16 protein-coding genes and 1 pseudogene are annotated in these 23,853 nt (G+C 63.8%); 3 read left to right on the top strand and 14 right to left on the bottom strand.

Features of this window, described 5'->3' with window-relative positions:
* Nucleotides 1-13: 13 nt before the first annotated feature.
* Together sctV and sctW are read right to left on the bottom strand one after the other, a co-directional pair.
* The gene (sctV, locus tag ACW9H9_RS07920) at nt 14-2,116 is read right to left on the bottom strand and encodes a type III secretion system export apparatus subunit SctV (RefSeq protein WP_457342669.1); all 2,103 of its coding nucleotides are present in this window, start codon (nt 2,114-2,116) and stop codon (nt 14-16) included.
* A complete protein-coding gene (sctW, locus tag ACW9H9_RS07925; RefSeq protein ID WP_457342668.1) occupies nt 2,116-3,231 on the bottom strand; it encodes a type III secretion system gatekeeper subunit SctW in 1,116 nt (371 codons plus the stop codon). The genes sctV and sctW overlap by 1 nt, the downstream gene beginning before the upstream one ends.
* Nucleotides 3,232-3,478: 247 nt before the next feature.
* Between sctW and ACW9H9_RS07930 the strand changes: the two genes are divergently transcribed.
* The 3 genes from ACW9H9_RS07930 (at nt 3,479) to ACW9H9_RS07940 (ending at nt 8,023) form a co-directional block, all read left to right on the top strand.
* Nucleotides 3,479-4,015 (top strand): RNA polymerase sigma factor, encoded by a 537-nt coding sequence (locus tag ACW9H9_RS07930; protein WP_457342667.1) that lies wholly within the window; start codon nt 3,479-3,481, stop codon nt 4,013-4,015.
* Between the two features lie 100 nt (nt 4,016-4,115).
* Entirely contained in the window at nt 4,116-6,482 is a 2,367-nt protein-coding gene (locus ACW9H9_RS07935; RefSeq protein ID WP_457342666.1) for a type III effector HrpK domain-containing protein, read from the top strand.
* A gap of 98 nt (nt 6,483-6,580) precedes the next feature.
* Nucleotides 6,581-8,023 carry a hypothetical protein gene (locus ACW9H9_RS07940; protein ID WP_457342665.1) on the top strand — a complete coding sequence of 481 codons (1,443 nt, stop codon included), beginning with the start codon at nt 6,581-6,583 and terminating at the stop codon, nt 8,021-8,023.
* Nucleotides 8,024-8,066: 43 nt separating this feature from the next.
* Here ACW9H9_RS07940 and ACW9H9_RS07945 read toward each other — a convergent pair whose 3' ends face one another.
* From ACW9H9_RS07945 to ACW9H9_RS08000, 12 genes and pseudogenes are all read right to left on the bottom strand, one after another.
* Complete coding sequence (locus tag ACW9H9_RS07945; RefSeq protein WP_457342664.1) at nt 8,067-9,116, bottom strand: hypothetical protein; 1,050 nt, start codon at nt 9,114-9,116, stop codon at nt 8,067-8,069.
* 17 nt (nt 9,117-9,133) lie between these two features.
* Complete coding sequence (locus tag ACW9H9_RS07950; RefSeq protein ID WP_457342663.1) at nt 9,134-10,942, bottom strand: hypothetical protein; 1,809 nt, start codon at nt 10,940-10,942, stop codon at nt 9,134-9,136.
* 3 nt (nt 10,943-10,945) lie between these two features.
* A pseudogene (locus ACW9H9_RS07955) lies at nt 10,946-12,237 on the bottom strand (hypothetical protein).
* A gap of 19 nt (nt 12,238-12,256) precedes the next feature.
* Entirely contained in the window at nt 12,257-13,180 is a 924-nt protein-coding gene (locus ACW9H9_RS07960) for a hypothetical protein (protein ID WP_457342662.1), read from the bottom strand.
* Nucleotides 13,181-13,245: 65 nt separating this feature from the next.
* Nucleotides 13,246-15,618: a hypothetical protein gene (locus ACW9H9_RS07965; protein WP_457342661.1), complete on the bottom strand. Its 2,373-nt coding sequence runs from the start codon at nt 15,616-15,618 to the stop codon at nt 13,246-13,248.
* A gap of 1 nt (nt 15,619) precedes the next feature.
* Nucleotides 15,620-16,768, bottom strand: coding sequence for a hypothetical protein (locus ACW9H9_RS07970; protein ID WP_457342660.1), 1,149 nt, complete (start codon nt 16,766-16,768; stop codon nt 15,620-15,622).
* The gene (locus ACW9H9_RS07975) at nt 16,747-18,183 is read right to left on the bottom strand and encodes an alkaline phosphatase family protein (RefSeq protein WP_457342659.1); all 1,437 of its coding nucleotides are present in this window, start codon (nt 18,181-18,183) and stop codon (nt 16,747-16,749) included. Before ACW9H9_RS07975 ends, ACW9H9_RS07970 begins: the two co-directional genes overlap by 22 nt.
* Nucleotides 18,173-19,405, bottom strand: a complete 1,233-nt coding sequence (gene eboE / locus ACW9H9_RS07980) for a metabolite traffic protein EboE (RefSeq protein ID WP_457342658.1) — start codon at nt 19,403-19,405, stop codon at nt 18,173-18,175. The genes ACW9H9_RS07975 and eboE overlap by 11 nt, the downstream gene beginning before the upstream one ends.
* Nucleotides 19,402-20,286, bottom strand: coding sequence for a TatD family hydrolase (locus tag ACW9H9_RS07985; RefSeq protein ID WP_457342657.1), 885 nt, complete (start codon nt 20,284-20,286; stop codon nt 19,402-19,404). The genes eboE and ACW9H9_RS07985 overlap by 4 nt, the downstream gene beginning before the upstream one ends.
* 45 nt (nt 20,287-20,331) lie before the next feature.
* On the bottom strand, nt 20,332-21,069 hold the full coding sequence (locus ACW9H9_RS07990; RefSeq protein ID WP_457342656.1) for an EboA domain-containing protein: 738 nt from the start codon (nt 21,067-21,069) through the stop codon (nt 20,332-20,334).
* Entirely contained in the window at nt 21,066-21,956 is an 891-nt protein-coding gene (locus tag ACW9H9_RS07995) for a UbiA family prenyltransferase (RefSeq protein WP_457342655.1), read from the bottom strand. The genes ACW9H9_RS07990 and ACW9H9_RS07995 overlap by 4 nt, the downstream gene beginning before the upstream one ends.
* Nucleotides 21,953-23,827 (bottom strand): 3-dehydroquinate synthase, encoded by a 1,875-nt coding sequence (locus ACW9H9_RS08000; RefSeq protein WP_457342654.1) that lies wholly within the window; start codon nt 23,825-23,827, stop codon nt 21,953-21,955. Before ACW9H9_RS08000 ends, ACW9H9_RS07995 begins: the two co-directional genes overlap by 4 nt.
* Between the last annotated feature and the right edge of the window lie 26 nt (nt 23,828-23,853).

Below are 23,853 nucleotides of genomic sequence, written 5' to 3' on the forward strand. Positions count from 1 at the left end.
GAAACTCCAGGTGTCAGGCGGCATAATCGTCTTCCTCCAGCGGAGGCAGTTCGTCTTCCAGGTCAAAGCGGCCCAGCACTTTGACTTCGGCGGCGTTGCTGATTTCGGCAAACGACAGCACCGGCACATGGTGGAATTCGTCCTGCAACAGCGTGCGCAGCGGGGCGCGCAAGTCCTGCGCCACCAGCATCACGGCGCGGTCGACCGGGCGCAGCGGGAAGGCCATGCGCAGTTGCTGGACCAGCAACAGGCTGGACTCGCTGCTCAAGGCAAAAAACGTTTCGGTCTGGGTCTGGCGCAGGCTGTCACGCAAAATGCCTTCGCTTTCGGGGGTCAGCAACCACACCAACAGCCCCGAGGCGCTGCAGTACTGGTTGTAGATCAGTGATTTGAGGGCAATGCGCACGTAGTCGGTGAGGGCGGTCACGTCGCGTTCGTGCTGGCCGTGTTCAATCAGCGTTTCGGCAATCACCCGGATCCCGCGCAGCGGTACGCATTCGGACGCCAGGCGTTGCAGCACCTGGGAGAAGCGCGCCAGCGGCAGTACGCGCTGAAGTTCCTGGGCGACTTCCGGTTGCTCCGATTCCAGCCAGCCCAGGATCGCCTTGGTTTCCTGCAAGCCGATGAACTGCGGCCCGCATGTTTGCAGGGCGCGTTCCATGCGTTCGATGATCAGGGTGTTGGCGCTGACCACTTCCACCGACATGCGTTGCAACTGCGGATCTTCGATCGGCATCCACAGCCACTGGCTTTCCTGGCGGTCTGCGGTGCCTTGCACAATCTGCGGGTCGTGTTCGATCTGCTGGGTCTGGCCGTCGATGGCCACGTGGGTCTGGCTGAACGTGGCCTTGAGCATCGGCACTTCATAGACCGTGAAACGAAACTCGTCGGGCTCCAGGTGCGGCAGGTATTCGATGATGAACGAGGGCAGGGTAAGGCCGTAGTTGATCACCAGGCGGTTGCGTCGCTGACGGATCTCACTCACCAGCGCATCGACCTGCGCGGTGTTCTGGCTGGAGTGAAATTGCAGCACGAATTGCCGGCTGGGCAGGAACATGCGCAAGTCTTCCTTGCCGTTGTTCTCTGGCGACACCTGGGCGGGTTGTTCCTTGACTACCTTGGGTTTGGCCCGCTGCAACTGCAACACGCCGCCGATCGAGCAAATGATCGCGATGGTGATGAACACCCCGGTGGGCATGCCCGGCATGGCCGCAAACCCGACCATCGCCACCGAGGCAATGATCCAGGCCTTGGGCTGGCTGGTGATCTGCTCGGCGATTTCGCGGCCGATATTGGCTTCGGCACCCGGGTTGTCGTTGGACACCCGGGTGATGATCATGCCCGAGGTCACCGAGATCAGCAGGGCCGGGATCTGCGCGATCAGGCCGTCGCCGATGGTCAGTACGGTGTACAGCTGAACCGCGTCGCCTGCCGTCATGCCGTGCTGGATCACGCCGATGGCGATGCCGCCGATCATGTTGATCGCCACGATGATCAGGCTGGCGATGGCGTCGCCGTTGACGAACTTCATCGCCCCGTCCATGGCGCCGAACAATTGGCTTTCCTTGCCCAGCTCCGAACGGCGGCGCTTGGCTTCCTGCACGCTGATCAGGTTGGCCCGCAGGTCACTGTCGATGGACATCTGCTTGCCGGGCATGGCGTCCAGCGTAAACCGCGCGCCCACCTCGGCGACCCGCTCGGAGCCCTTGGTGATCACCAGAAAGTTGACCACCGTGAGGATCATGAAAATCACCATGCCGACCGCCAGGTTGCCGCCCACCACGAACTGCCCGAAGGCCTCCACGATGTGGCCAGCGTCCTGGTTCAGCAGGATCAGGCGGGTGGTGGAAATCGACAGTGCCAGGCGAAACATGGTGGTGATCAGCAGCACCGAGGGGAACGTCGAGAACGCCAACGGACGCGGCAACTGCATGGCCAGCATGATCAGCAGGCACGAAATACAGATGTTCACGGCAATCAGAATGTCCACCAGCCAGGTGGGCAGGGGCGTGATCATCATGAACACGATGGCCAGCACCACGAACGCGCCGACAATCTCCGAGCGGCGCATGGCCGCCAGCGCGAGCTGGTTGAGTAGATTGATAACCTGGTGCATCAGGCACGGCTTCCTTTTGCCTGGTTTTGCTCTTGCTGGGTCAGCTCAGCCATCAACATCAGCAAGTTGCCCAAGGCCCCTTGCCGCGCCTTGAGGTCCTTCCAGAGCAGGATCGGCAGCTGTTGCAGCATCGGCCGCAAGCCGTTGAGAAACGACAGTTGATGCTTGAGCTGGGAGCCGCCGACAAATTGGGTGAGTTGCAGGGTTTCATGCAGGTTCATGCCCTTGCCCGACAGCACCAGCAAGTGCTTGAGAAACGTCGGGGCGTTGAGCTGCAAGGCCGGGTTTTTACCGCGCATGCGCCCCAGCAGGTGTTCGCAGCTTTGCAACAGGGTCGACACATGCCGTGCGGTATTGAGGCCATGCATCAGGGTGCGCAATTGCTGACGGGTGGTGGAGGGGGTGAAGGCGGCCAGGTCGTCTGCAATCGCACTGCGCAGGTCGCGCAGGGTCGGCTCGAATTCGCGCTCGCCTTCATCCTGGCCGAGCAGGGTGTCGATCAGGCTCGAAATGGTCTGCTGGCCGACCACGCCGTTGTAGTAGAGGTCGCGCAGGTTTTGCCGGCGACGGGGGTTGAGCGTGGAGCGCGCAAAGGCGCGGGCGGTGTTGATACCGGCGCGGGCCCGGCTGCCATGGCGGTGGCGCAGCACCTTGAGGTGGTGGGCCAGGCGCTGGTGCTCGTCGGTGGCGCCTTCGTTATAGGCCTGGCGCGCGGCGGCCTGAAGCATCACGTGAGCCTTGGCCACGTCACCGTCGGCGCAGGTCAGCACCTGGTCCAGAACATCGTCGTCGACCACTTCGCGCGTAAGGTCACGACGCATGCTGCGCACGGCTTCGTCGAGGCTGGTGTCCTGGGTGCCCATCAACAACTGATACAGCTCGCCCAGCTTCATTGCCTTCGATTGCAGGGCCGTGCTGCTGATAACCAGCTCGCGCTGGCTGAGCATGCGGCTCTTTTGAATCAGCGCCGAGGTAAAGCGAGCGATCTGTTGCGGGGATGTGCCCTGGTCAGTGGCGATCATCGGCGCCAGCAGGTCAGACGACACGCCATTTCGGGCTGTAACCGGGGAAACGGGCGGTATCGCGAGGATGGGCGTGAAGCCTGAAATTTTCATGGCGCGGCACTGACGCAAGGGATCATGCGCTGTGAGTGGTGATTTTTTGCTAACTGGTTCCCATAACGAAATCAATCAAAAATATGTGCAAAAATATGTATTGAAACTGAAGCGCTTGTGCAGAAACTTGCACACTTTTTCTTACAAAATAAAATAATAACGTTTAAAAACAATCACTTAAATTTGTAATTTTTTTGGCACACATCTCGCTCTATAGGACGGACACATCCTGAAATGGTTTATGCCCATGTCCGTAGCCAATCTGTTCGCGTTTTCCAGCCCGATTTCTGTTCTTCGTCAGCTCGATGCCGAGTTGCTGCAGAAGGTTCGCCTGTTCATCCGGGCCAAGGTCATGAACCCCGATGACGTTGAAGACCTCCTGCAATGCACCTTTCTTGAAGCCCTGCGCAACGAGCACAAATTCCGCCACGACTCATTGCTGCTGACCTGGTTGTGTGGCATCGCCATGAACCTGATCCGCAGCCATTTCCGTCGCCTGTACAGCCAGCCGTTCCAGGAATGCCTGCAAGAAAGTGAAGTGCTCGAAATCGCCGACACCAGTGATGTGGTCAGCGAAGTGAACGGGCGCCGTCAATTGGCGCGCGTGGCCCGTGCGATCAACACCTTGCCGCAGAACATGCAGGAAGTGATTCGGGTGTCCATGGAAATGGAAGGCAACTACCTGGACACCGCTTCGGAACTGGGTGTGCCCATCGGCACCGTGCGCTCGCGTCTGTCACGTGCCCGCGAGCAACTCAAGCGCCGTGTATCCAGCGGTTTCTAGGCACACGTAAAAAAGATGGCCAATTAATTACACGGGACAGGGAACCTGATTCGCCTCTGCTCCCACGCATTATTAATGTCCACTGATTATGGCGATCACCATGCGCATAACGAATGCTCCTTTTTCCGGTACCGGTTCAGCAATGCAAAGCCCGGATGCGCAGGCGACGCCTGACATCCAAGGCGGCGCCAGCGCGCTTAAAAGCGCCGGTGTGCAATTTGGTTCAATGGGCCAGCCCGTTGATTTCATGAGCCACCTGGACAAGGCCGTCGATGACGCCCAGGCCGGGTTGGACAAGCTCCAGAAGGAGCTGGACAGCGGCAGTGAAAGCCTCAAGAACCAACTTGATCAGCTGATGGCCCGCCTGTTCGGCGGTGGCGATGACAGCACGGCGCCCACCCAGGGCGACCTGCCACAAACGCCTCAGGCGCCACAAACCCCGCAGACACCCCAGGCGCCCGGTGGCACCTCGGATGTGGGCGGCGCCTGCCCGACCAAACCAGTGTGCGGCACCGCGCCTGTGCAAGGCAGCACCCCGGTCACTGCGCCACCGGCCTCCGACCCCGTGCAACCTGCCAGCGACGCGGGCAAGTTCCTCGACGACTCCAAATACTCCTCGCCCGATGCCCTCAAGCGTTGGGAGCCGATGGTTCAGAACCTGCCACCGGACCAGCGTCTACAGGCTGAAAAAGAGCTGAACCGGCCGATTGCCGCCGCGCAGATGGCCCAGGAAAAAGGCGCCAACGGCGCGCAGGCCATGGCCTTCATCAAGGCCAACCCGGCGCTGGCGACCGCGGTGGATACCGCCGCTCACGGTGGCAAGGCTGACGGCAAGATCTCCAGCAACGACCTCAAAGCCTTCGTCAAGAAGATGCAGAGCGAGAGTGACAACGCAGGCAAAGACCTGGCTTCGTATCAGAAGGCCAACCCGAATGCAGACGCGCAGTCGCTGCAGATGGTCATCAGTGCGTCGTTGATGCGCGCCAACTCCCCGATCACCGCAGCGGCCGATCCCAAGCACGCGGCAGGTGCCGACGGCGAAACCAAGATCGACGGTTGCACCGATGCCGCCGGCCTTCAGGCCTTGCAAAAGAACAACCCGGGCCTGGGCAGCGCGCTCAAGCAGGCTGCCAAGACCTGGTCGCAGCCGGGCTTTCTCAACCAGCTCGACCAGGGCGGGTTGTCGGGTCGCGACCTGGCCACCCATGGCCCGGACGGGCTGTTCAACGCAGGCAACATCAGCGGCTGGATCAAGAAACAGGCGCCGACCAACGGCGGCCAATTCGCTGGCATGCTCAGCGACGCCGCGACGATCAACGCGGTGGCCAACACCGACATCAGCAAGCTGGGCAAGGATGTCTTCGACAACCCGCAGAACTACACCGGTGCCCAGAAAGCGGCGGTGATGGTCAAGTTGCAGCAGACCAAAATGAGCGTCGATGCCGGTGGCGATCTGCGCAAGACCGGCGACACCGAAACCGCGCTGAACGAGAAAATCGGCCAGTTGCAAAACGATCCGGACGTGCAGTCGTACCTGTCGCAGGCGGTGCCGAGCCAGGAACGTTCGCTGATTGCCAGCGATCCTGCGCTGAAAAAAGCCGTGTACGACCAGATGCAAAACGTCAACAACGGCCAGGCCCTGCGCAACGACATGAGCACGGCCGACAAGAACAAGTCCAAAGACAGCGCGGCGCCCGACTACAGCAGCGCGGTCAACGGCTTGTCGGCCCAACTGCAACTGCAACGTGACCTGTTGGGCCCGGATGCCAAGGTGCCGACCGCGCAACAGGTGGTGGGCAACCAGCCGGAACTCAAGCATCAGTTGCAAAGCGCCTACCGCGCCAACTTCAGCGAAGGCGGCGAGCTGCACCAACTGCTCGGCCAGAAGAAAGCGGACGCAGGCCAGGCCCTGCAAACCGTGAACGTGCATAAAGCGGCGTACGACGAAGTGCTGTCCGACGACTTCGTGCAGCGCCAGCAACCCAAGTTCGAGCAGGCCACCGCGGGTGAACTGCAGCAGTCCAAGCCGGGTCGCAGCTTCCTGGAAAAAGCCGCCAGTGGCGACACCAGTGCGACAGCCGTGTTGGCCATGACCACCACCGACCGTTTGCAAAACGTCAAGGACAAGGTCGACAACGCCAAAGAGGGCGTCAAAGGGGTCAAGTCGGGCGTTGATGCGGTGCGCGAAGTGGCGGGCCGGGAAGCGTCGGCAGGACTGGGGCGTCTGGCGGCCGGCGCGGCGGTACGTATCGGTGCGGCCGTGGGTGCTGAGGCGGCTGGTGCCGCGGTGGCATCGGCGATCGGTGTCGCGGCAGGTCCTGTGGGCTGGGCCGTCGATGCGCTGTTGAGTATCGGGTTGGGGATCGCGGCCATTGTCGAGGCCGTCAAGAAGCACCAGGCAGCCAAGAAGTTCGATCACAACGTAGACCCGACGCTGGACCAGTTTGGTATCCCACGCCCGCATTGATCCGGCCTCGGCCGGTCAGCAACGCGTGGTTGGCATTCCCAATAACTTTAAAAGAGTGAGCATTTTGTAATTACCTGATGAGCATGGAGGCAAGACCTATGGCTATACCACCGAAAATCAGCTTGACACCCCCTCAAGTGGCGCCCCTGCCGTTTGCGCCCGGAGGGGCCGACCAACACATCCAGATGCAGCCTCTCGGGCATTCTGCGGTGCAAGGCCCGGCCGGTGTCAACGCTGTGCACAACCACCAGGTCCTGATGGACCTGGAGAAAAAAATGGGGGACATTTTTGCCCCCCATGAAACACCCGAGAACAGGGAAGAGCTCGCGGCGATGGTCAAAGACCGCGCCAGTCAATTGCAGCAAATGGGGCAGACCGCCGCCGACGTGGAGCGCTTGCTCGACAAGGCCACACGGATGGACCGTGTGACGTTGCCGGTACAGGGCGCGATTGGTTCGGCGCCCTTTGCCGTGGCGTCGGTGATTCTGGACAAGGTGCCGGGTGTCACGGCCAAGGCGGCCGAGAGTGCGCCTTACACCGGCTTCATTGCAGGGTCCATGTCCGGGGCCGTCGACACCGTGGGCAACGGCATGCTGTCGCGTGCCACCCACGATACGTTCTGGCTCAAGGCGCCGGCCAGTGCGCTGGAGCCGGTGATGCAGCACGCCCAGGCCGCACGCAACGAGGAAACGACCGGCGCACGCGCCGTGCAGTCCGCCGGTGCGTTCCAGACGTTTACCTTGCGTAACATCGCACGCGGGCTGGTGGCGGTTGCCGTCACGGCCACCAAAGGCCCCAAGGCCGCCGCGACAGCCGACACGGTACTGTCTTCGGCGGGCGGCATGGTGGCGGGGGCGGGCTATGCAGGGATCATGCGCAAGCACGATCTGCAGGCTCACCGCGCAGGGCCCGAATACCTGTTCGGGCGCCAGGACTGGAAAAAGCAATACGAAACCCTGAGAGATTGCAGCCCCTCGCGTGACCCGTTGCTCAACGGTGCGAAACGCGTGGCCAAGCTGCCGCTGGACCTTGCCACCGATACCGTTAAATCCCTCGCTGGCGCTGTCACAGGATCCAGCATTGCGGCCAACGGCCTGGCGCTTGGTGGTGGCTTCTCCCTGGCGACCATGACCCGCAGCGCAGTCAAGCAAGCCGCCACTCAAGCCGGGCTTCCACCCGCTGCGGTTGTTGCGGCAGACCACGCCACCAACGTCGGGATGTCGGCATTGACCTTTGGCGCCTACGGGGCCACCGCTGTGTTAAGCGACAAGGCCACCGAAGCCACGGTCAAGATGCTGCAGGAAGAAGTGCCGCCCAAAGCCATGAGCGCGGCGTCGGCGGTGGGTGCAGGCCTTAACGCGGGTGCCAAGATGGCCGGTGATTTGTTGTCCAGCTCGCTTAACGGGCTGGGCACCCTCGCAGGCCACATGGGCGCCGGTACGGGCGCGGAAATGGGCGCCAACGCCGTGGCAGGGCTGGCCAACCAGTTCCGCCAGCGACCGGTGCGCAATAACGGCCCGCAAGGCGATTCGCAAGCGTGACCCCAACCCCGGCGCTAACGCCGGGGATTTTTTTGCGTGCAGCTCAGAGCAGCACCCGGCGTAACCGGCCGCTCAATGGCGCGGCCTGGTCGCCGGTTACCGGCAACGGTCGCCCGACCAGCCCCATGCCCTCGCTGATCAGCACCGCGTCGCCCGCCACGCACAGGTTGGAGGGCGTGTCCAACCCCTGGGCGAGTACGGTCACTTCTCCGGTCTGCAGGTTGCCGCGCAGCAGTCGCCCGGAAAACCGGGTAAAGCCGCCGTGCAAGGTTTCGCCATTCCAGCCCGGTGGCAAGGGTTGTTGCAGGTGGCTGCACAGTTCCAGTACCAGCAGGTCGCCATTGGCCGTCCAGGCAAGCCCGGTGGGCAGTTGCAGGCCGCTGATCACGACCTCGATCTGCCCGCTGGCTGGCATCACCCGGATGACCTGGCCGGCCCGGTCGGCAAAGTCGATGCCGCGCCGAGCCGGTTCGCTGTGCAGTTCGCCGGAGAACAGGCTGATCAGCACCGCGTCTGTCGCCGGTTCATGCACCAGGGTCACGGGCACGGCTTCCTGGCCCTGGGCCAGTTCGGGCAGGTGCACCAAGACGCACTCGTCCTGGCCCTCGCGAAATTCCACCAGTTGATTGGTGTCGGGCTTGACCGCCAGCCAACTGCGGCGCGTGGGGTGATAACACAGTGCGTTCAGGTTGCCGCGGCTGTGAAACACCGGCTCCGGTGGGCAGTGGTTGAGGTCCAGCAGTTTGGAGCCTTCGACGTAGTCGGTCTGGCTGACCAGGCAACGGCCGTCGCCGCAGGCAATGTCCGACAGCCCCATGATTTCATCGCGCAGCATGCGGGCTTGCATGTTCATGGCGCGAAACCCTCGGGCCACGGTTTCGCGTGGCAGGTAGGCGCCCGGGGTGTGCGGATGGGGCCGCAGGTGGCTGATGCGTCCGCTGAAGGGCGAGTCGGCCTGGCCCGAACCTGCCTCGACCAGCAGCAGGCTGCCATCGCTTTGCACGCACGCGCCGCGCGGGTTGAGCAACCCCTCGGCAATCACGGTGGCGGGGCGCAGCGCCAGGGTGGGGTGCGCCGCAATTTGAATGGGCATCGTAGGGCTCTCCTGGGTTATTGCGGCGGTTGCCATGGCTCGCCGGTGAGGTAGGCGCGCAGCAGGGCGCGCTGGCAGGGCGACATCGAACGCACCACCGGCATGAACAGCGTGGTGCCTTTGTAGGTGTCCGAGGTGCGGGCGAGGATGGGGTTTTTCGCGGCCATGATCGCGTCCGGCTGGTTGAGCGGGATATAGCGCGACATGGCCGGAAAGGCCAGGTAGTGAAAGCGCAGCACGTTGGGGTACATCATCGCCCAGGTGACGGTAGTGCCCTGGGGGATGCCAAAGTCGGTCTGCGCGTATTTGCGCAGGTTGGTGAACCAGGCGCCGTTTTCGTCGCCGTTGGCGGTGCAGGTCAGGGCCACGAAACCGGCCTGGGCGGCGCTGCCCGGTGTGAGCGTGACCGGCACGCTGACACTCGATTGCCCGGCCGGGACGGTCAGCGAAGTGGGGAAGGTGATGAAGTCCCAGTTTTGCGGTTGATCGTAAAGCTCTGGCGGGCCGGCCTGCAGCGTGATCGGCGTGGGCCCGGGCACCGGCCCGCCCAGGTAGCGCACTTGCAAGGTGATCGTCAGGCCGTCGGGGTGGTCTTCCAGGTACACGTTGCGGTAATCGGCGTACACCCGGTAGGTCGATTCGACCGCCGCCAGCGTGGTGCCCGCCACGGTGGCGGGTGCAGTGATGGACAGGGGTGAGGTCTGCGCGGCTTGTTGCTGGCTGGCCGTGAGGGGCAGGTCGACGAGGCCGCCATACACGTAGTAGTCCTGCAAGGTGCTGGCCGTGGGGTCCAGGGTGGCCAGCACCGTGTTGCCCGCGTTGATGCTCACCACGCCGTAATTGATGTTGGGCCCAATGGGGCTGGTGATGTCGTCGCGCACGGCGCGGAAGGTTTGCTTGGGGATGACATTGACCATGTCGATGCTCAGCAGGCCGTTGTTGCCCATCACCGCATAAGCGGCGTTGCCCGTGCACGGGTTGACCACTTGCCGTCCCGGCTGGCAACTCAGCGGCTCGCCTGCAAAGGCCGGGGCCAGGGTGCCGATGACCCGGCCGATGCTCGGGTTGGGGGTATAGCGGTTGGCGGCGTAGTCGGCGGTCAGTTGTTCGGTGGTCATCTGCGGGCACATCTCGAACATCACAAACCGCAGCACGATGCCCGTGGCCCCCGGTGCCTGGATGATCGCCGCGAGGCCCGGGCTGTTGGTGTTCCAACTGACGATGCTGCTCAGCGGGAAGGTCAGCTGGAAGGTGCCGCTGGCGTGAAACGAGCCTGGGGCGTCCATTTTTTTGGGCTCCAGCACGCGCCCGGTCACGTCGAAACTGCTGCACACGGTGTCGTGGCGAATCACCAGTTGCGGGTTGTCGAGGCCGCCGATCTGCAGGCCGCCGACAAAAATCTGCGTGGTGGTCGAGGCGGTAGGGTCCAGGTCCACCATCATCGGGCCCGACACCGGGCCTTGCCCGGTGAGCGGGTCTACCGAGCCCAGCAGGTACACCGGCTGGCCGATCAGATCGCCGGTGGTGCTGAGGCTGCCCGGGTTACCCTGCGAGCTGATCAGCGCGTTTTGCATGTCCACCACGTGTTGCCCGTAATGGTTCCAGCCGCCAGCGGTGTAGTAGTTGCCGCTGGGGGTGTTGATCATGTTGTTCAGCTGGTCGTCGCTGTAGCCCTGGGCCTCGGGGGCCAGGGTCGAGGTGGTGAGGTCAAAGAGCGGCCAGTTGTGGTCCGAGCCCTGGGGCAGGGTGGGCGAGTTGTTGGGCAGGCTGACATCGGTGCGGATGCCGCCCCAGAAATTCAAGCGAGGTCCGTTGAAAATGCTCATGGCTTAGTTCTCGTCCTTGATGGCAGTGGCAGCCGGAGGCTGGGCAAATTTGAACAGGTAGGAGTAATCGGACTTGAAGGGGCTCTTCACCGGGGTGGCCATGGAGTGGCAATTCATGCAGCTGCTGTTGGGCTGGATGTAGCTTTCCATGGTCACGTTGGCCGACAGCGCAGGCGTCGGCTGGCCCAGCGGGTTGCTGGGGTTGTCGGGCATCAGCGGGCGCTGGGTGGTGATGAGCTGGTAGTACTTGAGCACGCTGTTGGAAAGCCCGGGTTCTGCCTGGTACTGGGCGTTGATGCCCGCGGTGACGGCGGCAATCGGTGTGACCCGGTTCAGCGGATTGGGGGTCTTGAACGTGGTGCCGGCCTTGGGCACGCAGACCAGGTGCGCGCCCTGGGTCTGCCAATTGCAGGGCGACTGGTTGAGGGTGTCGGCGGGGGCATTGGGGTTGAAGTAGGCGTAGTTGACGCCCTGGGCGGGTTGGTCGAGCCACTGGTTGCCGGCCTGCACCTTGGGCGGCACGTTGTCGATGTGCTCGAACGTCGACCAGATCCACTGCGGGTAGCCATTGGCCTTGGTGATCAGGTGCAGGCCCACCAGGCCCAGATAGGCCTCGGTAACACCCGTGCGTTGGCCCTGGTCATTGAACGTGGCCACGCGGGCGAATTGGGTCAGGTAGTGGCTGGCGTTGTCCGCAGGCGTAAGAATGCGCCAGCTCGACTTGACCTCGATGACCCCGTTGGGAAAGCGGATGTTATTGGCCTTGGAGACGATATTCGCGTTGTAGAACGTGTTGGCCACGATGTAGTTGTAGGAGGTTTCGTTGGCCGAGATGTCGTAGTAGGTCGGGTTGCCAGCCTGGTCGATCAGCCAGCCGCCCACGGCCTGGTCGATGGCGGTGACCAGGCTGGTGTTTTTCAGCGCGGCAATATTGATGATGCCCAGGGTCTTGGCGAGCAGCGGGCTGTTCCACGGGCCCGGGTTCGCGGCTTGTGGCAAGAAGATTTCCTCCACGGTCTTGTAGGTTTGCCACACGGTGTAGCCCCCGGCGCCTGGTGCGCGAGAGCAGTCGGGGACACCGCGTTGGCCCTGTTGCGCGGGCCAGTTCAGGGCGACGAAAAGCTGCCAGCTGTATTGGTCGAACTGATCCTGGCCAGCGCTGGCGGCCGGTGCAGTGGCGGGGGCTGGCAGTTGAGATTGGCGGCCACGGCCAGGGGCGCGGGGTGTTCCCGGGCGAGCGCAGGCAGGCTGGCCAGACCCAGTAACATCACGGAAAAACAAAGCAGAGTTTTCATGGCGATTGATCCTTGTCCGTCAGGGTTTGCGCTTCATGAGGGTGTTCCACTGGGCGTTGTGGCCATTGCTTTGCGACGCCGGGGGCTCGAACAACTGGCACGGTGGCGGGTTGGACGGGCACATGGCGGCCACCTTGTCCCAGGTCTGCGCCGGGACGGGTTGGGCGATGCGAAAGTTCGTGTAGTTCTGGCTGACGATGGGGGCGTTGGCGATGCTGGCGTCCCCGGAAAAGAAGAACGACTGCGGTAGCCGATAAGGCGGTTTTCCCGAGGCCTGTTTGTTGAAGGCATACCCGAACAGCACCGGCCCCGACGGCGAGTCAAGCTCTAGCGCATAGGCCTGCACACTGGCCCCCAGGTGCTGGCTGCGCGTGGCGCTGTAGGGCAGGTGCTGGATGAAGTCCTGCCGGGGCGGGTGGTTCATCGGCGAAAACAGGCAGCACGCTGGCATGTCCTTGGGACGGTCTTGCGGGTAGGTGAGAAAGTAGGCCTTGTTGCCCAAGGACACGAAGGAGCAGGTGTAGTGGTTGTTTTTGATCGGGAAGATCGGCAGGCAGTACTGTTCGTAGTGCTCCATCATCGCGCCAAAGCCGTCACCGTCTGGCGGAATATAAGTGGTGTCGTAATAGCTGGTGCCCCGTGAGACGGTGTAGTCCGAAGGCGTGAGGGTGCTGGGCGGGTTGCTGTAGGGCGGCGGGTTTTTCTCATAGTTGTGCATGACCCGGTACTGGGTCCAGTCGCTGATCCAGAACGCCGGGAAAAACGGGTCGGACGGGTCGGTGGGCGCGCGGGTAGCGATGCAGTTGCCGTTCTGTTCATTGCAACCTGCGCTGTTGTGCACGCCCATGGTGAAGTACACAGCGCCGCTGGGCTGCCCGGCCAACACAGACGGGCTGAGCAGCAGCATCAACAGCAAGAACCGGCGCAAAAGAGCGATTTTCATATGACACTCCTGTGAAGTGCCGGGTGACGGGGCGTCACCCGGTGGTCCTGCTTCAGACGGGAGGCTCAGGCCTGTGGGACGTCGCCCGGGCCGAGCGGTCTTGGGGGGTAGTTCTTTTTCACCAGTGCCCGGGCCCACAGCTCCAGGACCGCGCGACGGCTTTGTGGCATGTCCCGCGTGATGGGCATGGCCAGGGTGCTTTCCTCCTGATAGGGCTTGCTGATCAGCACGATCAACTGGTCGACGGCGCCTTCGATACGCTCCAGCGAATTGAGCGGCATGTACTTGCTCATGATCGGGTACAGGTAATAGAACGGCTGCAGGATGCGCGGGTAGATGAACGTCTCCCAGATGATCACGCGGGCTTGGGTGAGGTGGCAGATCGGATTCCACGCCTCGATAAACGCTTGCACCAGGTGCGGCTCCTGCGGCAACACGCGCAGCGGCGCCAGGAAGTCGGTGAACGCCTGCGAGAGCGGGAAGCTGAAGGGAACGGCTGGCGGCGTCTCGTCTTCCTGCACAAAAAAACGCAAGGTCGGAAAGCCCGGCGCTTGCGCGGTGACGGTCAGGAGGGCGATGCCTTGGGCGTCGGTCTGTATCCGCGTCACGCTGTAATTGACAGGGCTTTCATCGGCGTTCTGCAACGTGCCTTGCAGGGGGATCGGATCTTTGAACTTCAGGCAGGGGCTCAGGGGGACGGCGGCCGGGGTCGACAAAAATTGCGCGTAGCTCACCGGCTCCTCGGCGTCGGAGGCGACAGCGAGCCGGGTGGCCATGAGCTGGCGGCCAGTGCCTTCGGTCACGTGACGGGCCAGGGTGGCGGCGCCGCGAAACTGCGGCAGGTTGGCGTTGTTTAGGGTGCGGTTTTTGGGGTGGTCGTAAAACAGCGTGAAGTCGGCCGCGTTGCTGAATGTCAGGTAATAGTCGGTGGTGCACAGCATGTAGGCGTTGGCGTATTCGGCCACCCACAACACGGTGCCCGCGGGGGCGGGGGCACCGTCCTGTTGCACCATGATCTGCAAGGTCTTGGTGTCGCCGACGTCGATGAAGCTTGCGCTCTCGACCACCTCGGCGGTCCACCGCTGCTGGACGGCGGCGGTCACCGGCGTGTCCCCGATCAGCCGCAGTTCCAGCGGGCCAGTGGCTTTCAGCGTGTTCTGCGCGTCGCTGCCGAGGGGCAAGTCGAGAATGCCCGAACGTTGGTCGAACGCGCTCTGTTGGTACTGCTCAAAACCAAAGCGTGCCAGCTCCTTGAAGGCGCCGTCCTGGCGCACACCCACCTGGTAGGTGCCCGCCTGGTACTTGGCCGCCACGGGAATGGGGGCTGTCTTGTCCACGGGGTAGAACGGAAAGGTGTTGGCCAGGTCCAGCGACAAGGTCGTGTCGTGCACCTGCGCCGAGATCACCCCCAGTTGCACCGGGTTGTCCGGGTCTGGCGTGGCTTTGCCGATGGGCACGGGGCTGGCGGGCACCAGGCGCTGGCCCGCTGGAGCGGTGGGGAATTCGCCCTCGAACCACAGGCCCACTGTGCCGACCGTGCGGCTGTAGGCCGGGTTGAAGAAAATATCGCCCACGTTCGCCAGGCCATCGCGGTACATTTTTTCGACTTGCGCCTGGGCCTGGGGGGTGGAGGTGTGGGTGTCGATGGGCGGGTAGTTGTTGAGGATGCCGTTTTTGTCATAGACCGTCAGGTACGTGGAAAACCGCAACATCAACCCCTTGGCGTTTTGTTGCTGCATCTGTGCCTGGAGGTTTTCCAGCAGGGCCGAGTCGCCCAGCGCCCATTCCAGGTTTTCCTTGGGAAAGCAGGTCTGCCAGGTGGTGGTGACGTAGCTCAGGCCGCCCAGGTTCGCCCAGTTGAAGTTCAAGAAGCGGTCGAGCATGCGGTGCTCGCGGTTGAGCGTCAGGCCGCACTGGGTGTCGCCCAGGATCAGCTTGTCGAAGTACAGCGCGGTGAACGCGTTCTGCCATGGGCTTACGTCCACAAAACGCGCCGGGGTCTGGGCGTTGCTGCCAAACGGGTTGCCGACCAGTTGGAAGACCTGGTCGATCAGCGGGTCCTGGCCCACGTAGCCACCGCCGGGCAGTTCGCCGCCGGTGATCACCGAGCGAGTCTGGTTGTAGTTGACCGTGCCGCAGGCGTTGTCGCCAAACAGGTTCCATTCGCCGGGAATCACCGGTGCTTGGATCTGCTTGGCGTTGCCCGGCACCTGCATGACGTAGGGCGGTATTTTGTCGACCGCCAGCGGCGCGATCGTCCAGGGCATCAGGGTGCTGGCGGCGTTTTCGGGGGTGATGCCAAAGGCCTTCAGGAACGGCCAGTTCATCTGCATCTTCACCGCGTCGTAGAGCGGGAACATGTCGTTGTTGTTGGCGGTGGGCGGGTTCCAGAAAAAGTGGCCGCCCAGGTAGATGCGCGGGAAATTCAAGACGCTCATGTCATTCTCCTTGACGGTGCCACTGGGCGCGTTTGAGCGACCAGACAAAATCCAGTTTGCGGTAGCCGGTAAAGTCGGCCTCCGGCAGCAGGGCCGTGGGGTACACGATGCCGCCCTGCTGGTTGAGGGCGAAATTGAAATAGCCGTCTTTTTTCGAATACGCCGCCGTACTGTGGCAGGCGAAGCACGACGACTGGCTCTGGAACACCGACTCCAACTGCGAGTTGGCCAACAGCGTCGGCGTGGTGCCGGACTGCACACCGATCAGCTCGTACTGCGCCAGGGCGGGAAACGCCGTCTGAAAAGGCGTGTTCGCCGATTGCGCGGCCGCGGTCGGGCCGGTGTCGTTGGTCATCGGCGTGGGCGGGATCGCGTTGGTCACGGTGTACTTGCCGTTGTTGCGGTTCTCGAAGGTGGTCCAGACCCACCCGGGGTTGAGCTTGTTGATCACATGCAGGCCGCTCAACGCCGCATACCCCACCTGGTACGTGGTGCCTTGCTGGTAGTAGGTCTGGGCGATGTAGTAACCGTCGTTGGCAAGTTTTCGCTGGTAGGCCGTGTCGTTGCCGATCCACAGCCAGGCGGCCTTGAGCTCCCAGGCGGTGGACGGAAAGTCCAGGTCGCTGGTCAGCGCCTCCTGGCCGTCCACGTTGTAGACCTGCCGGGCCACGATGTAGCTGAAGGTGTCTTCACTCATCAGCAACTGGAAGCGCACCGGCTGGCCTTTTTCGGCCGTGGGCACCTGGCCGCCCATTTCCACGATCAGGCCGTCGACTTGCTGCGTGGCGTTGAGGTTGTGGAACGTGCGGTCGGGGTTCATGCCCAGTTTCTGGGCCTGTTGCAGCACGGCGGCGGGCACCGGCGGGCTCTCGTTGTAGGGCAGGGGTTTGCCGCCGTTGCTCAGGTAGACCTGATCGGACGGCTTGAGGGTTTCCCAGACCCGGTTGGCAGGTTGCGTGGTATCGGGCTGGTTCAGGCAGGCGAACCAGTTCCAGGCCAGTGTCTCCGGGCCTTGGGTGAACGCGGCCCGGGTGGCGTCGAGGTTGCCCCCAAACTGCAGGAACTGCGTGCAGTCGAAGGTGTTGGTGTTCCCGGCCTGGGCCAAACCGGCCACGGCACTCAGAACGGTTAAGGAAATGGCGCGCCGCATGGAAGCTCCTTGGCATTGGCCAGGTCGGTGTGTGGGTGCCCCAGAAAGTGTTGCAGGAGCAGTTGCTTCACTGCCGTTGCCGCCAGTTGCGGCGGTAACGCCAGATCACAATTGGTGATGAGCAGCGGGCCGGTGTGCGCGCTTTCGGGCAGGCGGCCATGGCTGCCACGGACCAGTGACGTGTCGAGCGGGATCAGGTCCATGTAGTAACGAAAGCCGAGCTTTTTTTGCAGCAGGCGGCGCGCCACTTTGAGGGTGGGAAAGCGGATCGCCGGGTCGATGAACAACTCCAGCGGGTCGTAGCCGGGCTTGCGGTGGATGTCCACGGTGCGCGCGAAGTCGGGCGCCTTGCGGTCGTCGAACCAGTAGTAGTAATCGAACCAGTAACCGGCCTCGGCCACGGCCACCAGCTCGCCACTGCGCGGGTGGTCCAGCTGCCAGGCCCGTTGCGCGGGTTTGTCCAGCACCTGCTCGATGCCGGGCTGGCGTTGCAACAAGGCTTTGACGCGGGGGATGTCGTGCGCGTGCTTCACATAGACGTGCGCCACCTGGTGGTCGGCCACCGCAAAGGCCGCGCTGGCGCCGGGGTCGAGCAGTTCCCAGCCGAGTGACTCACGCACTTGCAACAGGCCTTCATTGCGCAGTACGCGGTTGATCGACACGGACTGGCTGACCGCTTCGATCCCGTACTCCGAGAGCAGCATCACTGCCGCTCCCTGCGCCTGGGCAAAGCTCAACAGGCGGCCCACTTCATGGTCGATCGCGCGCACTTGCTCGCTCACCTGTGGGTGCTCAGGCCCGTATTTTTGCAAGCAGTAATCCAGGTGCGGCAGGTAGATCAGTTGCAGGTGGGGCCGGTTGATGCCGAACTCGGCCAGGGCGCAATCGACGATCCAGCGGCTCGACGCAATGCCCGCCGCCGGCCCCCAGAAACCCGGGAATGGGAACTCGCCAATCTGTTGTTCGATTTGTGCGTGCAACGACGCTGGCGACGAATACAGGCCAAACACCTTGCGCCCGTCGGCCGGGTAATGCGGGCGCGGCGTGATGGCGGCGTCCACGTCGGCGTGCATGTTGTACCACCAGAACAACTGGCTGCAGCGAAACCCGGGCAGCTCGCGCTTGAGCGTGTGCCAGACTTTTTCCCCTTCGACCAGGCTGTTGGGTTGCAGCCAGAAACGCACCTCGGCCTGGTCGCGAAAGTACCAGCCATTGCCGACGATGCCGTGCTCGGAGGGTGGGCGGCCGGTGAGGATCGAGGCCTGTACCGTCGAGGTGACGGCCGGAAACACCGGTTGCAGGCTGGCCATCTGGGCGGTCTTGAGCAGCGCATTGATGTGCGGCGTTGCATCGCCCAACAGTGCAGGCGTGAGCCCGACCACATTGATCAACAACAGCGGCTGTTCAGAGGGCATACGCGCGAGCCTCCAGCCTGGGGGCCTCTAACAACTGGCGCTGGCGCAACTGGTCCTCGACCCATTGCAGTTCGGCAGCGATGCCCAGGAGTTGCGCGTGTTCGGTGTCGGGGCGCAGGGGCGCGGGCAGCACGCCCCAGCTGTAGGTTTCCACCTCCAGCACCGGGCGAAAATCGGCGTGGCGCGCCATAAAATCAAAGGTCTGCGCCAAGGCGTGCTGAGTGCCGCACAACTCGGGCAACAGCAACCGTTCGCTGAACAGCGGAATGTGAAAATGAATCCTCAGTTCGGTGTAGCGCTGCGCCGGGTGTGCGCAGGCGCTCAGTGCGGCGGGCAGGTCTGGCCAGGCCACCCTGCGGCCCTGTGCATCGCGGGCTTTGACCTGGTGCAGGTAGGTGGTTTCGGCAAAGTCGCCCAGGGTGTCGAGCACCTGGGCGCGTCGTGTTTGATCGTCAAGCGGCAGGCGACAACTCAAGGCATTCGACAATTGCACCTTGCCCACCGGCACGCCCGCCTCGCGCAGCCGACTCAGCGACAGGTCGCAGTCTTCAAACATCACCGCCTGGTGGCACACGTCAAAACACAGGGCCAGATGGGCATGGTGCGGGTCGCAGGCTTGCCAGCGCTGGAAGAATGCGATGGCCTGGTCGGTGTTTTCCAGCACGCAGTCGGGCTCCATTTCCAGGCACACCACGATGTGCTTGCCGCTCTCGCGGTGCAGCGCGGCCAGTTCGGCGGTGAGCTGGCGCAGGTGCGCGTCGGCCTGTGTTTGCAGGGCCGCGTTCCAGGTGGCCGCGTAACCGAACGGCACGCTGGAAATCACCCCGCGCGGGCAGTCCGGCGGCAGGGCCTGGGCCAGAAACCGCGCCAGGTCCAGGGTGTACGCCAGCCGTTGCGGCTCGGCCCAGCTGGGCCGATACACCTCGGCTTTTACCGCGCCCTGATGAAACTCGCCGTAGGGGAACCCGTTCAGCGACGTCAGGCGCAGGCCGCTGCGGCGCAGCAGCGCCATGAAGGCTGCGCGGGCCGCCGGTGCCTGCAACTCACGGGCGGCGTGGGCACAAATCCACAGCCCGCTGTCTTGTTCGTGCAGCCCGCGCAACACGCGCACGCCCTGAAAATGCCGATCGACGGAGGCACGCAACCCGGCCAGGTCGGCGGTGGGGTGCACGTTGCTGCAATAGCCCAGTTGTGTGGCGGACCATCCCGCGCCGCCGCTCATTTGACCACCGGTTCCTGGCCACGCAGGGCCGAGTTTTCCTGCCACTGGCGGCGCTGGTCGATGGGCAGCGGGGTGCTTACCAGGGTTTTGTCGAGCTGGCCGCTTTGCGCGAAAAAATCCACCGGGTTGTGAAACAGCACCTGTTCGACCTGTGCGCTGCAAAAGCCTGCGGCCAACATGGCCTCGCCGGTCTTGGGCACCTTGAGCGGGTCGCTGATGCCCCAGTCGGCGGCGCTGTTGACCACCATTTTTTCGGTGCCGTATTCCTTGAGCAGCGCGACCATGCGCTGCTCCGACATCTTGGTATTGGGGTAAATCGAATGGCCGCGCCAGCAATCGGTTTCCAGCACCAGCGGCAGGGTCAGTTCGTTGAGGTGGTCGATGATCACCAGGTGCTCGGCAATCCCCACTTCGCGGATCACGGCCAGGGTGCGCCGGGTGCCGCCGATCTTGTCGCGGTGCGGGGTGTGCACCAGCACCGGCAGATTGAACTGCTTGGCCAGTTCCAGTTGGGCGGCGAGGAAGCGGTCTTCTTCGGGGGTGATGTCGTCGTAGCCTATTTCTCCCACGGCCACCACGCCGTCCTTGACCAGGTAGCGCGGCAGAATTTCCAGCACCTCATTGGCCACCGACAGGTCGTTGGCCTCCTTGGGGTTAAGGCCGATGGTGCAGAAGTGATGGATGCCGAACATGCTGGCGCGAAAGCGTTCCCAGCCCAGCAGCGTGTCGAAATAGTCGACGAAACTACCGACGCTGGTGCGCGCCTGGCCCTGCCAGAACGCCGGTTCGATCACCCCGGTGATGCCGGCGGCGGCCATGTTCTGGTAGTCGTCGGTGGTGCGGCTGACCATATGAATATGCGGATCGAAGTACTTGGGCATGGGAAATCCTCGTCAAGGGTAGGGCGTGGTGGTGCCGCGCTGCGCTCAGGTGTCGGTCAGAGGCGCGTGCCATTCCGGCGGCAGGCGTTGCTTGCGGTTGAGGCCGAGCAGGCGCAGCGTTTGCGCAGGGCTCAGCAGGCGAAAGGCGATGGCGCAGGGCAGCCCGGCAGACACTGGCCGGTGGGCGGCGAGCTGTTCGTCCAGCAGGTCCAGGGCCAGTTGGTTGAGGGCCACGCTGTGACGCTGCGCCAGGCCCCGCAGGTGCCGGATGTCCAGGCCCATGCCCAGGGCCTTGAGCACGAGTTGGTGGAACGCCCGCTCGGGGTAATGCCGGGCGGGGTAATCGGTGTGCAGGGCGAGTGCGGCGAACACGTGGCTGTTGCTGGTGCGCCCGGCCTGCAAGGCCAGCTCCACGCACAACCCGGTGCTGTCGAGTGTGTCGAGGGCGCTGAGCAGGGCGATTTTCTCTTGGTCGTCACCCCACAAAAACAGTTGGCGCAGCAACGGCGCCTGGGCAGCGGCCGGGCTGTGCTCCACGGTCTGGGCCAGCAGCAGCGCCCGCGCCGACGGCAGGTGCTCGGCGGGCAGGTGGCGCGCGCACTGGGCGCTCAACCGCGCGGCGGTGGTGGCGTCGGGCTGCGCGGCCAGGTGTTCCTGGGCCTGGCGCCACCAGATGAGGGTGTGGTTGTCCAGTGAGTGGATGAGGGCCTGATGCTGCGCCACGAGGCAGTCGTGACGCAGCTGGAGCGCCGTCGATGGCGCGGCAGTGACGTCCGTGTTCATGTGGGTTTGATCCAGCGTTGAAAGTGGGGAAGCAGGAAAAACACGCTGACGCACACCAGGCTGCCCAGCGGCTGATCGGCCACCGCCAGCACCAGGGCATCGAACAGCGGCAGCGCCGCCAGGCCTGCGCCGATAAAGGCGCGTACCTGGCGATGGCGCGGGTCGGCCAGGTGACGCCAGTAGTGCCAGCCCAGCCAAGCGAGCCACAGCAACAGCACCGGCCAGAACCACACGCCGGTGGCATAAAAGGTCAGCGCCAGCGGGCTCAGCATCAGCAGCAACGGCACGCGGCTGAGCACGTGGTTGCGTTGTTCCTGGCGTGCCAGGTAGGTGAGGCCGCTGATGTACACGCCCAGCAGCACCGCGCACAGCCAGATCGGTTGCGCAGGCACCGCCAGGCTGGCGGCGGCGGTGAGGTACAGCGCCGAGCGGCACGCGCCCATCAGCCACACGCTGTGGGCGTATTTTTTGTGCAGCAGGTTGTAGCAGACGATGCAGCCGGTCAGCAGGACCGCGCCCGCCAGCAGCCAGTGCGGCTGGTCGATCACGCGGCTCAGGCCCAGCACGGCTGCGCAGGCCAGGGCCAGTAACAGCAGCGTGGCCAGGCCCACTTGCTGGCGGCTCACCAGGCCCAGGGTGATGGGCCGCGGGTTGTGGTGTTGCCGGTCCCAGTCGGCGTCCAGCAGGTCGTTGAGCAACATACCGGCCAGGTACAACAGCGACAGCGCACACAGCAACAACCCCCACACCAGCGACGACGGCGGCGCCAGCGCCCCGGCACTGCTGGCGAGCAACGCGGCGGCCAGGGTGTTGGTCCACACGGTGGGCAGGTTGGACACCCGGCCCAGGGTCAGCCAGGTTTTCAGGGTGCCTGGTGGTGGGTTCATGATGCGCAACCTTCACTCAAGGCCAGGGCCGGGGCGGCGCGGCCAGACAGCCGTGCGAGCGCTTGCTCCATGCCGGCCGTGTCGATTTCATGCAGGTCCACCGACTCGCCGATCCGGTTGAGCAGGGGGATGGAAAGCTGCCCGCCCAGGTGCTGGCGGAACTCCTCCAGGCCCTGCAATACCTGTGAGCGGCCGTGTGCGTCTTTAAGACCCAGCTCCGGCGGGCACAGGTTGAAACCCAGCCGGGTCAACAGACCCAGGACGCGCTCGGTGTCGCCATCGCTCAACAGGCCCAGCCCGTTGGCGTAGAGGCCGTCGAGGGCTATGCCCACTGCCACGGCTTCACCATGGCGCAAGCGGTGGTGGCTGAGGTTTTCCAGTTTGTGCGCGGCCCAGTGGCCGTAATCCAGCGGGCGGCCGTTGCCGCGCTCGAACGGGTCGCCCGCCCCTGTGATGTGGGCCAGGTGCAGCTCGGCGCAGCGGCGGATGGCGTAGCGGCTGGCCGGGTGATCGAAGCAGGCGAGGGCGTCGGCCTGCTGCTCCATCCATTGGAAAAAGGCCTGGTCTTTGATCAACGCCACTTTGACCGCCTCGGCGAGCCCGGCGATCTGGTCGCGGTGGCTCAGGTGGGTCAACAACTGGAAGTCGTTGATGACCGCGGTGGCGGGGTAAAAGGCGCCCAGCAGGTTTTTCTGGCCGAAGGCGTTGATGCCGTTTTTCACGCCGATGCCCGCGTCGTTCTGCGCCAGCACGGTGCTGGGCAGACGGATCAGGCGAATGCCGCGGTGAAACGTGGCGCAGGCGTAGCCCACCGCATCCAGCACCGCGCCGCCGCCCAGGGCCAGCACGTAGCAGTGCCGGTCGAGCCCGTGCTGCAGCATGTCGGCGTAGAGCCGTTGCAACACGTTGGCGTCTTTGCTCAGCTCCCCGGCGGGCACCGCGATGGGCGCGGCCAGCAACTGCAGGTCTGCGGCAAACGCGGCGAAGTAGGCGTTGACCTGTTCTGCCAAGTGCGGCGCGCTGTGCAGCAGTTGCTCGTCGGCAAACACCAGTACCGTCACCCGGCCATTGTGCTGGGCGGTGAGCTGGTGGTGCAGGCAGGGGTTGAGCGGGTCGAACAGGTGGTCGGTAAACACCACGGGGTAGTCATAGCGGACCTGAAAGCGCCCGCGCAGGGGTTGGTCGGCGCGGTGGCCGCGCAGGGTTTTGAACAGGCTGACACCTGCGATAAACACCCCGGGCAGCACCATGCTTGCAAGCAGTGTCACCAGCAGGGCGTTTTCTGCCACCAGCCAGCTGCCGATCGCACTGTAGACCAGCGCCAGGCCCGCGTTGGCCAGCGTGGTGACCAGCAAGAACGCGCGCAGCGGGTAGCGTTGCATGCCCGCTGCCACCACCGAGGTTTCCGCCAGCACCGGCACGCCGCGCAGGCAGACCAGCGACAGGGTGTTCAAGCGGTAGGCCCATTGCCCCGCTTGGCGCTGGTGCAGGCCAAGGCGCCCGGACAGCAGCCGAAAATAGCCCGCCCCCAACGCATACCCCAACCTGGCGCCCAGGCACAGGCCGATGAAAATCACCAGGTAGCCGCCCAGGCTGCCCAGCATCGCCACCGCCAGCAACGCGACCATGCTGGAAGGCACCGGCAGCATCACGTCGAGCGCCAACAGGGCGATCAGCAACAGCGCCACGTTGAGTTTTTGCGCGGGCGTTTCAGGCAGGTACAGGGTGAGGTAGGCGAGGACGTCCTGAATCTGTTGTTCAAACAACAGGAAACTGGCGACCACCAGGGCCGAAAAACACACCAGTGACAGCCAGAAGTATTCGGCTGGGCCTGTTTTCGAAAACGCACGAAACCACCGGCTGCGCTTCATCAAGCATCCCTTTTTGAGTGTTATGA

Source organism: Pseudomonas sp. SDO5215_S409 (genome assembly GCF_054071325.1).

Bases quoted from the DNA above. Each gene is read 5' to 3' on its own strand.
- sctV (WP_457342669.1), bottom strand. From the start codon at position 2,116: ATGCACCAGGTTATCAATCTACTCAACCAGCTCGCGCTGGCGGCCATG.
- sctW (WP_457342668.1), bottom strand. From the start codon at position 3,231: ATGAAAATTTCAGGCTTCACGCCCATCCTCGCGATACCGCCCGTTTCC.
- ACW9H9_RS07930 (WP_457342667.1), top strand. From the start codon at position 3,479: ATGTCCGTAGCCAATCTGTTCGCGTTTTCCAGCCCGATTTCTGTTCTT.
- ACW9H9_RS07935 (WP_457342666.1), top strand. From the start codon at position 4,116: ATGCGCATAACGAATGCTCCTTTTTCCGGTACCGGTTCAGCAATGCAA.
- ACW9H9_RS07940 (WP_457342665.1), top strand. From the start codon at position 6,581: ATGGCTATACCACCGAAAATCAGCTTGACACCCCCTCAAGTGGCGCCC.
- ACW9H9_RS07945 (WP_457342664.1), bottom strand. From the start codon at position 9,116: ATGCCCATTCAAATTGCGGCGCACCCCACCCTGGCGCTGCGCCCCGCC.
- ACW9H9_RS07950 (WP_457342663.1), bottom strand. From the start codon at position 10,942: ATGAGCATTTTCAACGGACCTCGCTTGAATTTCTGGGGCGGCATCCGC.
- ACW9H9_RS07960 (WP_457342662.1), bottom strand. From the start codon at position 13,180: ATGAAAATCGCTCTTTTGCGCCGGTTCTTGCTGTTGATGCTGCTGCTC.
- ACW9H9_RS07965 (WP_457342661.1), bottom strand. From the start codon at position 15,618: ATGAGCGTCTTGAATTTCCCGCGCATCTACCTGGGCGGCCACTTTTTC.
- ACW9H9_RS07970 (WP_457342660.1), bottom strand. From the start codon at position 16,768: ATGCGGCGCGCCATTTCCTTAACCGTTCTGAGTGCCGTGGCCGGTTTG.
- ACW9H9_RS07975 (WP_457342659.1), bottom strand. From the start codon at position 18,183: ATGCCCTCTGAACAGCCGCTGTTGTTGATCAATGTGGTCGGGCTCACG.
- eboE (WP_457342658.1), bottom strand. From the start codon at position 19,405: ATGAGCGGCGGCGCGGGATGGTCCGCCACACAACTGGGCTATTGCAGC.
- ACW9H9_RS07985 (WP_457342657.1), bottom strand. From the start codon at position 20,286: ATGCCCAAGTACTTCGATCCGCATATTCATATGGTCAGCCGCACCACC.
- ACW9H9_RS07990 (WP_457342656.1), bottom strand. From the start codon at position 21,069: ATGAACACGGACGTCACTGCCGCGCCATCGACGGCGCTCCAGCTGCGT.
- ACW9H9_RS07995 (WP_457342655.1), bottom strand. From the start codon at position 21,956: ATGAACCCACCACCAGGCACCCTGAAAACCTGGCTGACCCTGGGCCGG.
- ACW9H9_RS08000 (WP_457342654.1), bottom strand. From the start codon at position 23,827: ATGAAGCGCAGCCGGTGGTTTCGTGCGTTTTCGAAAACAGGCCCAGCC.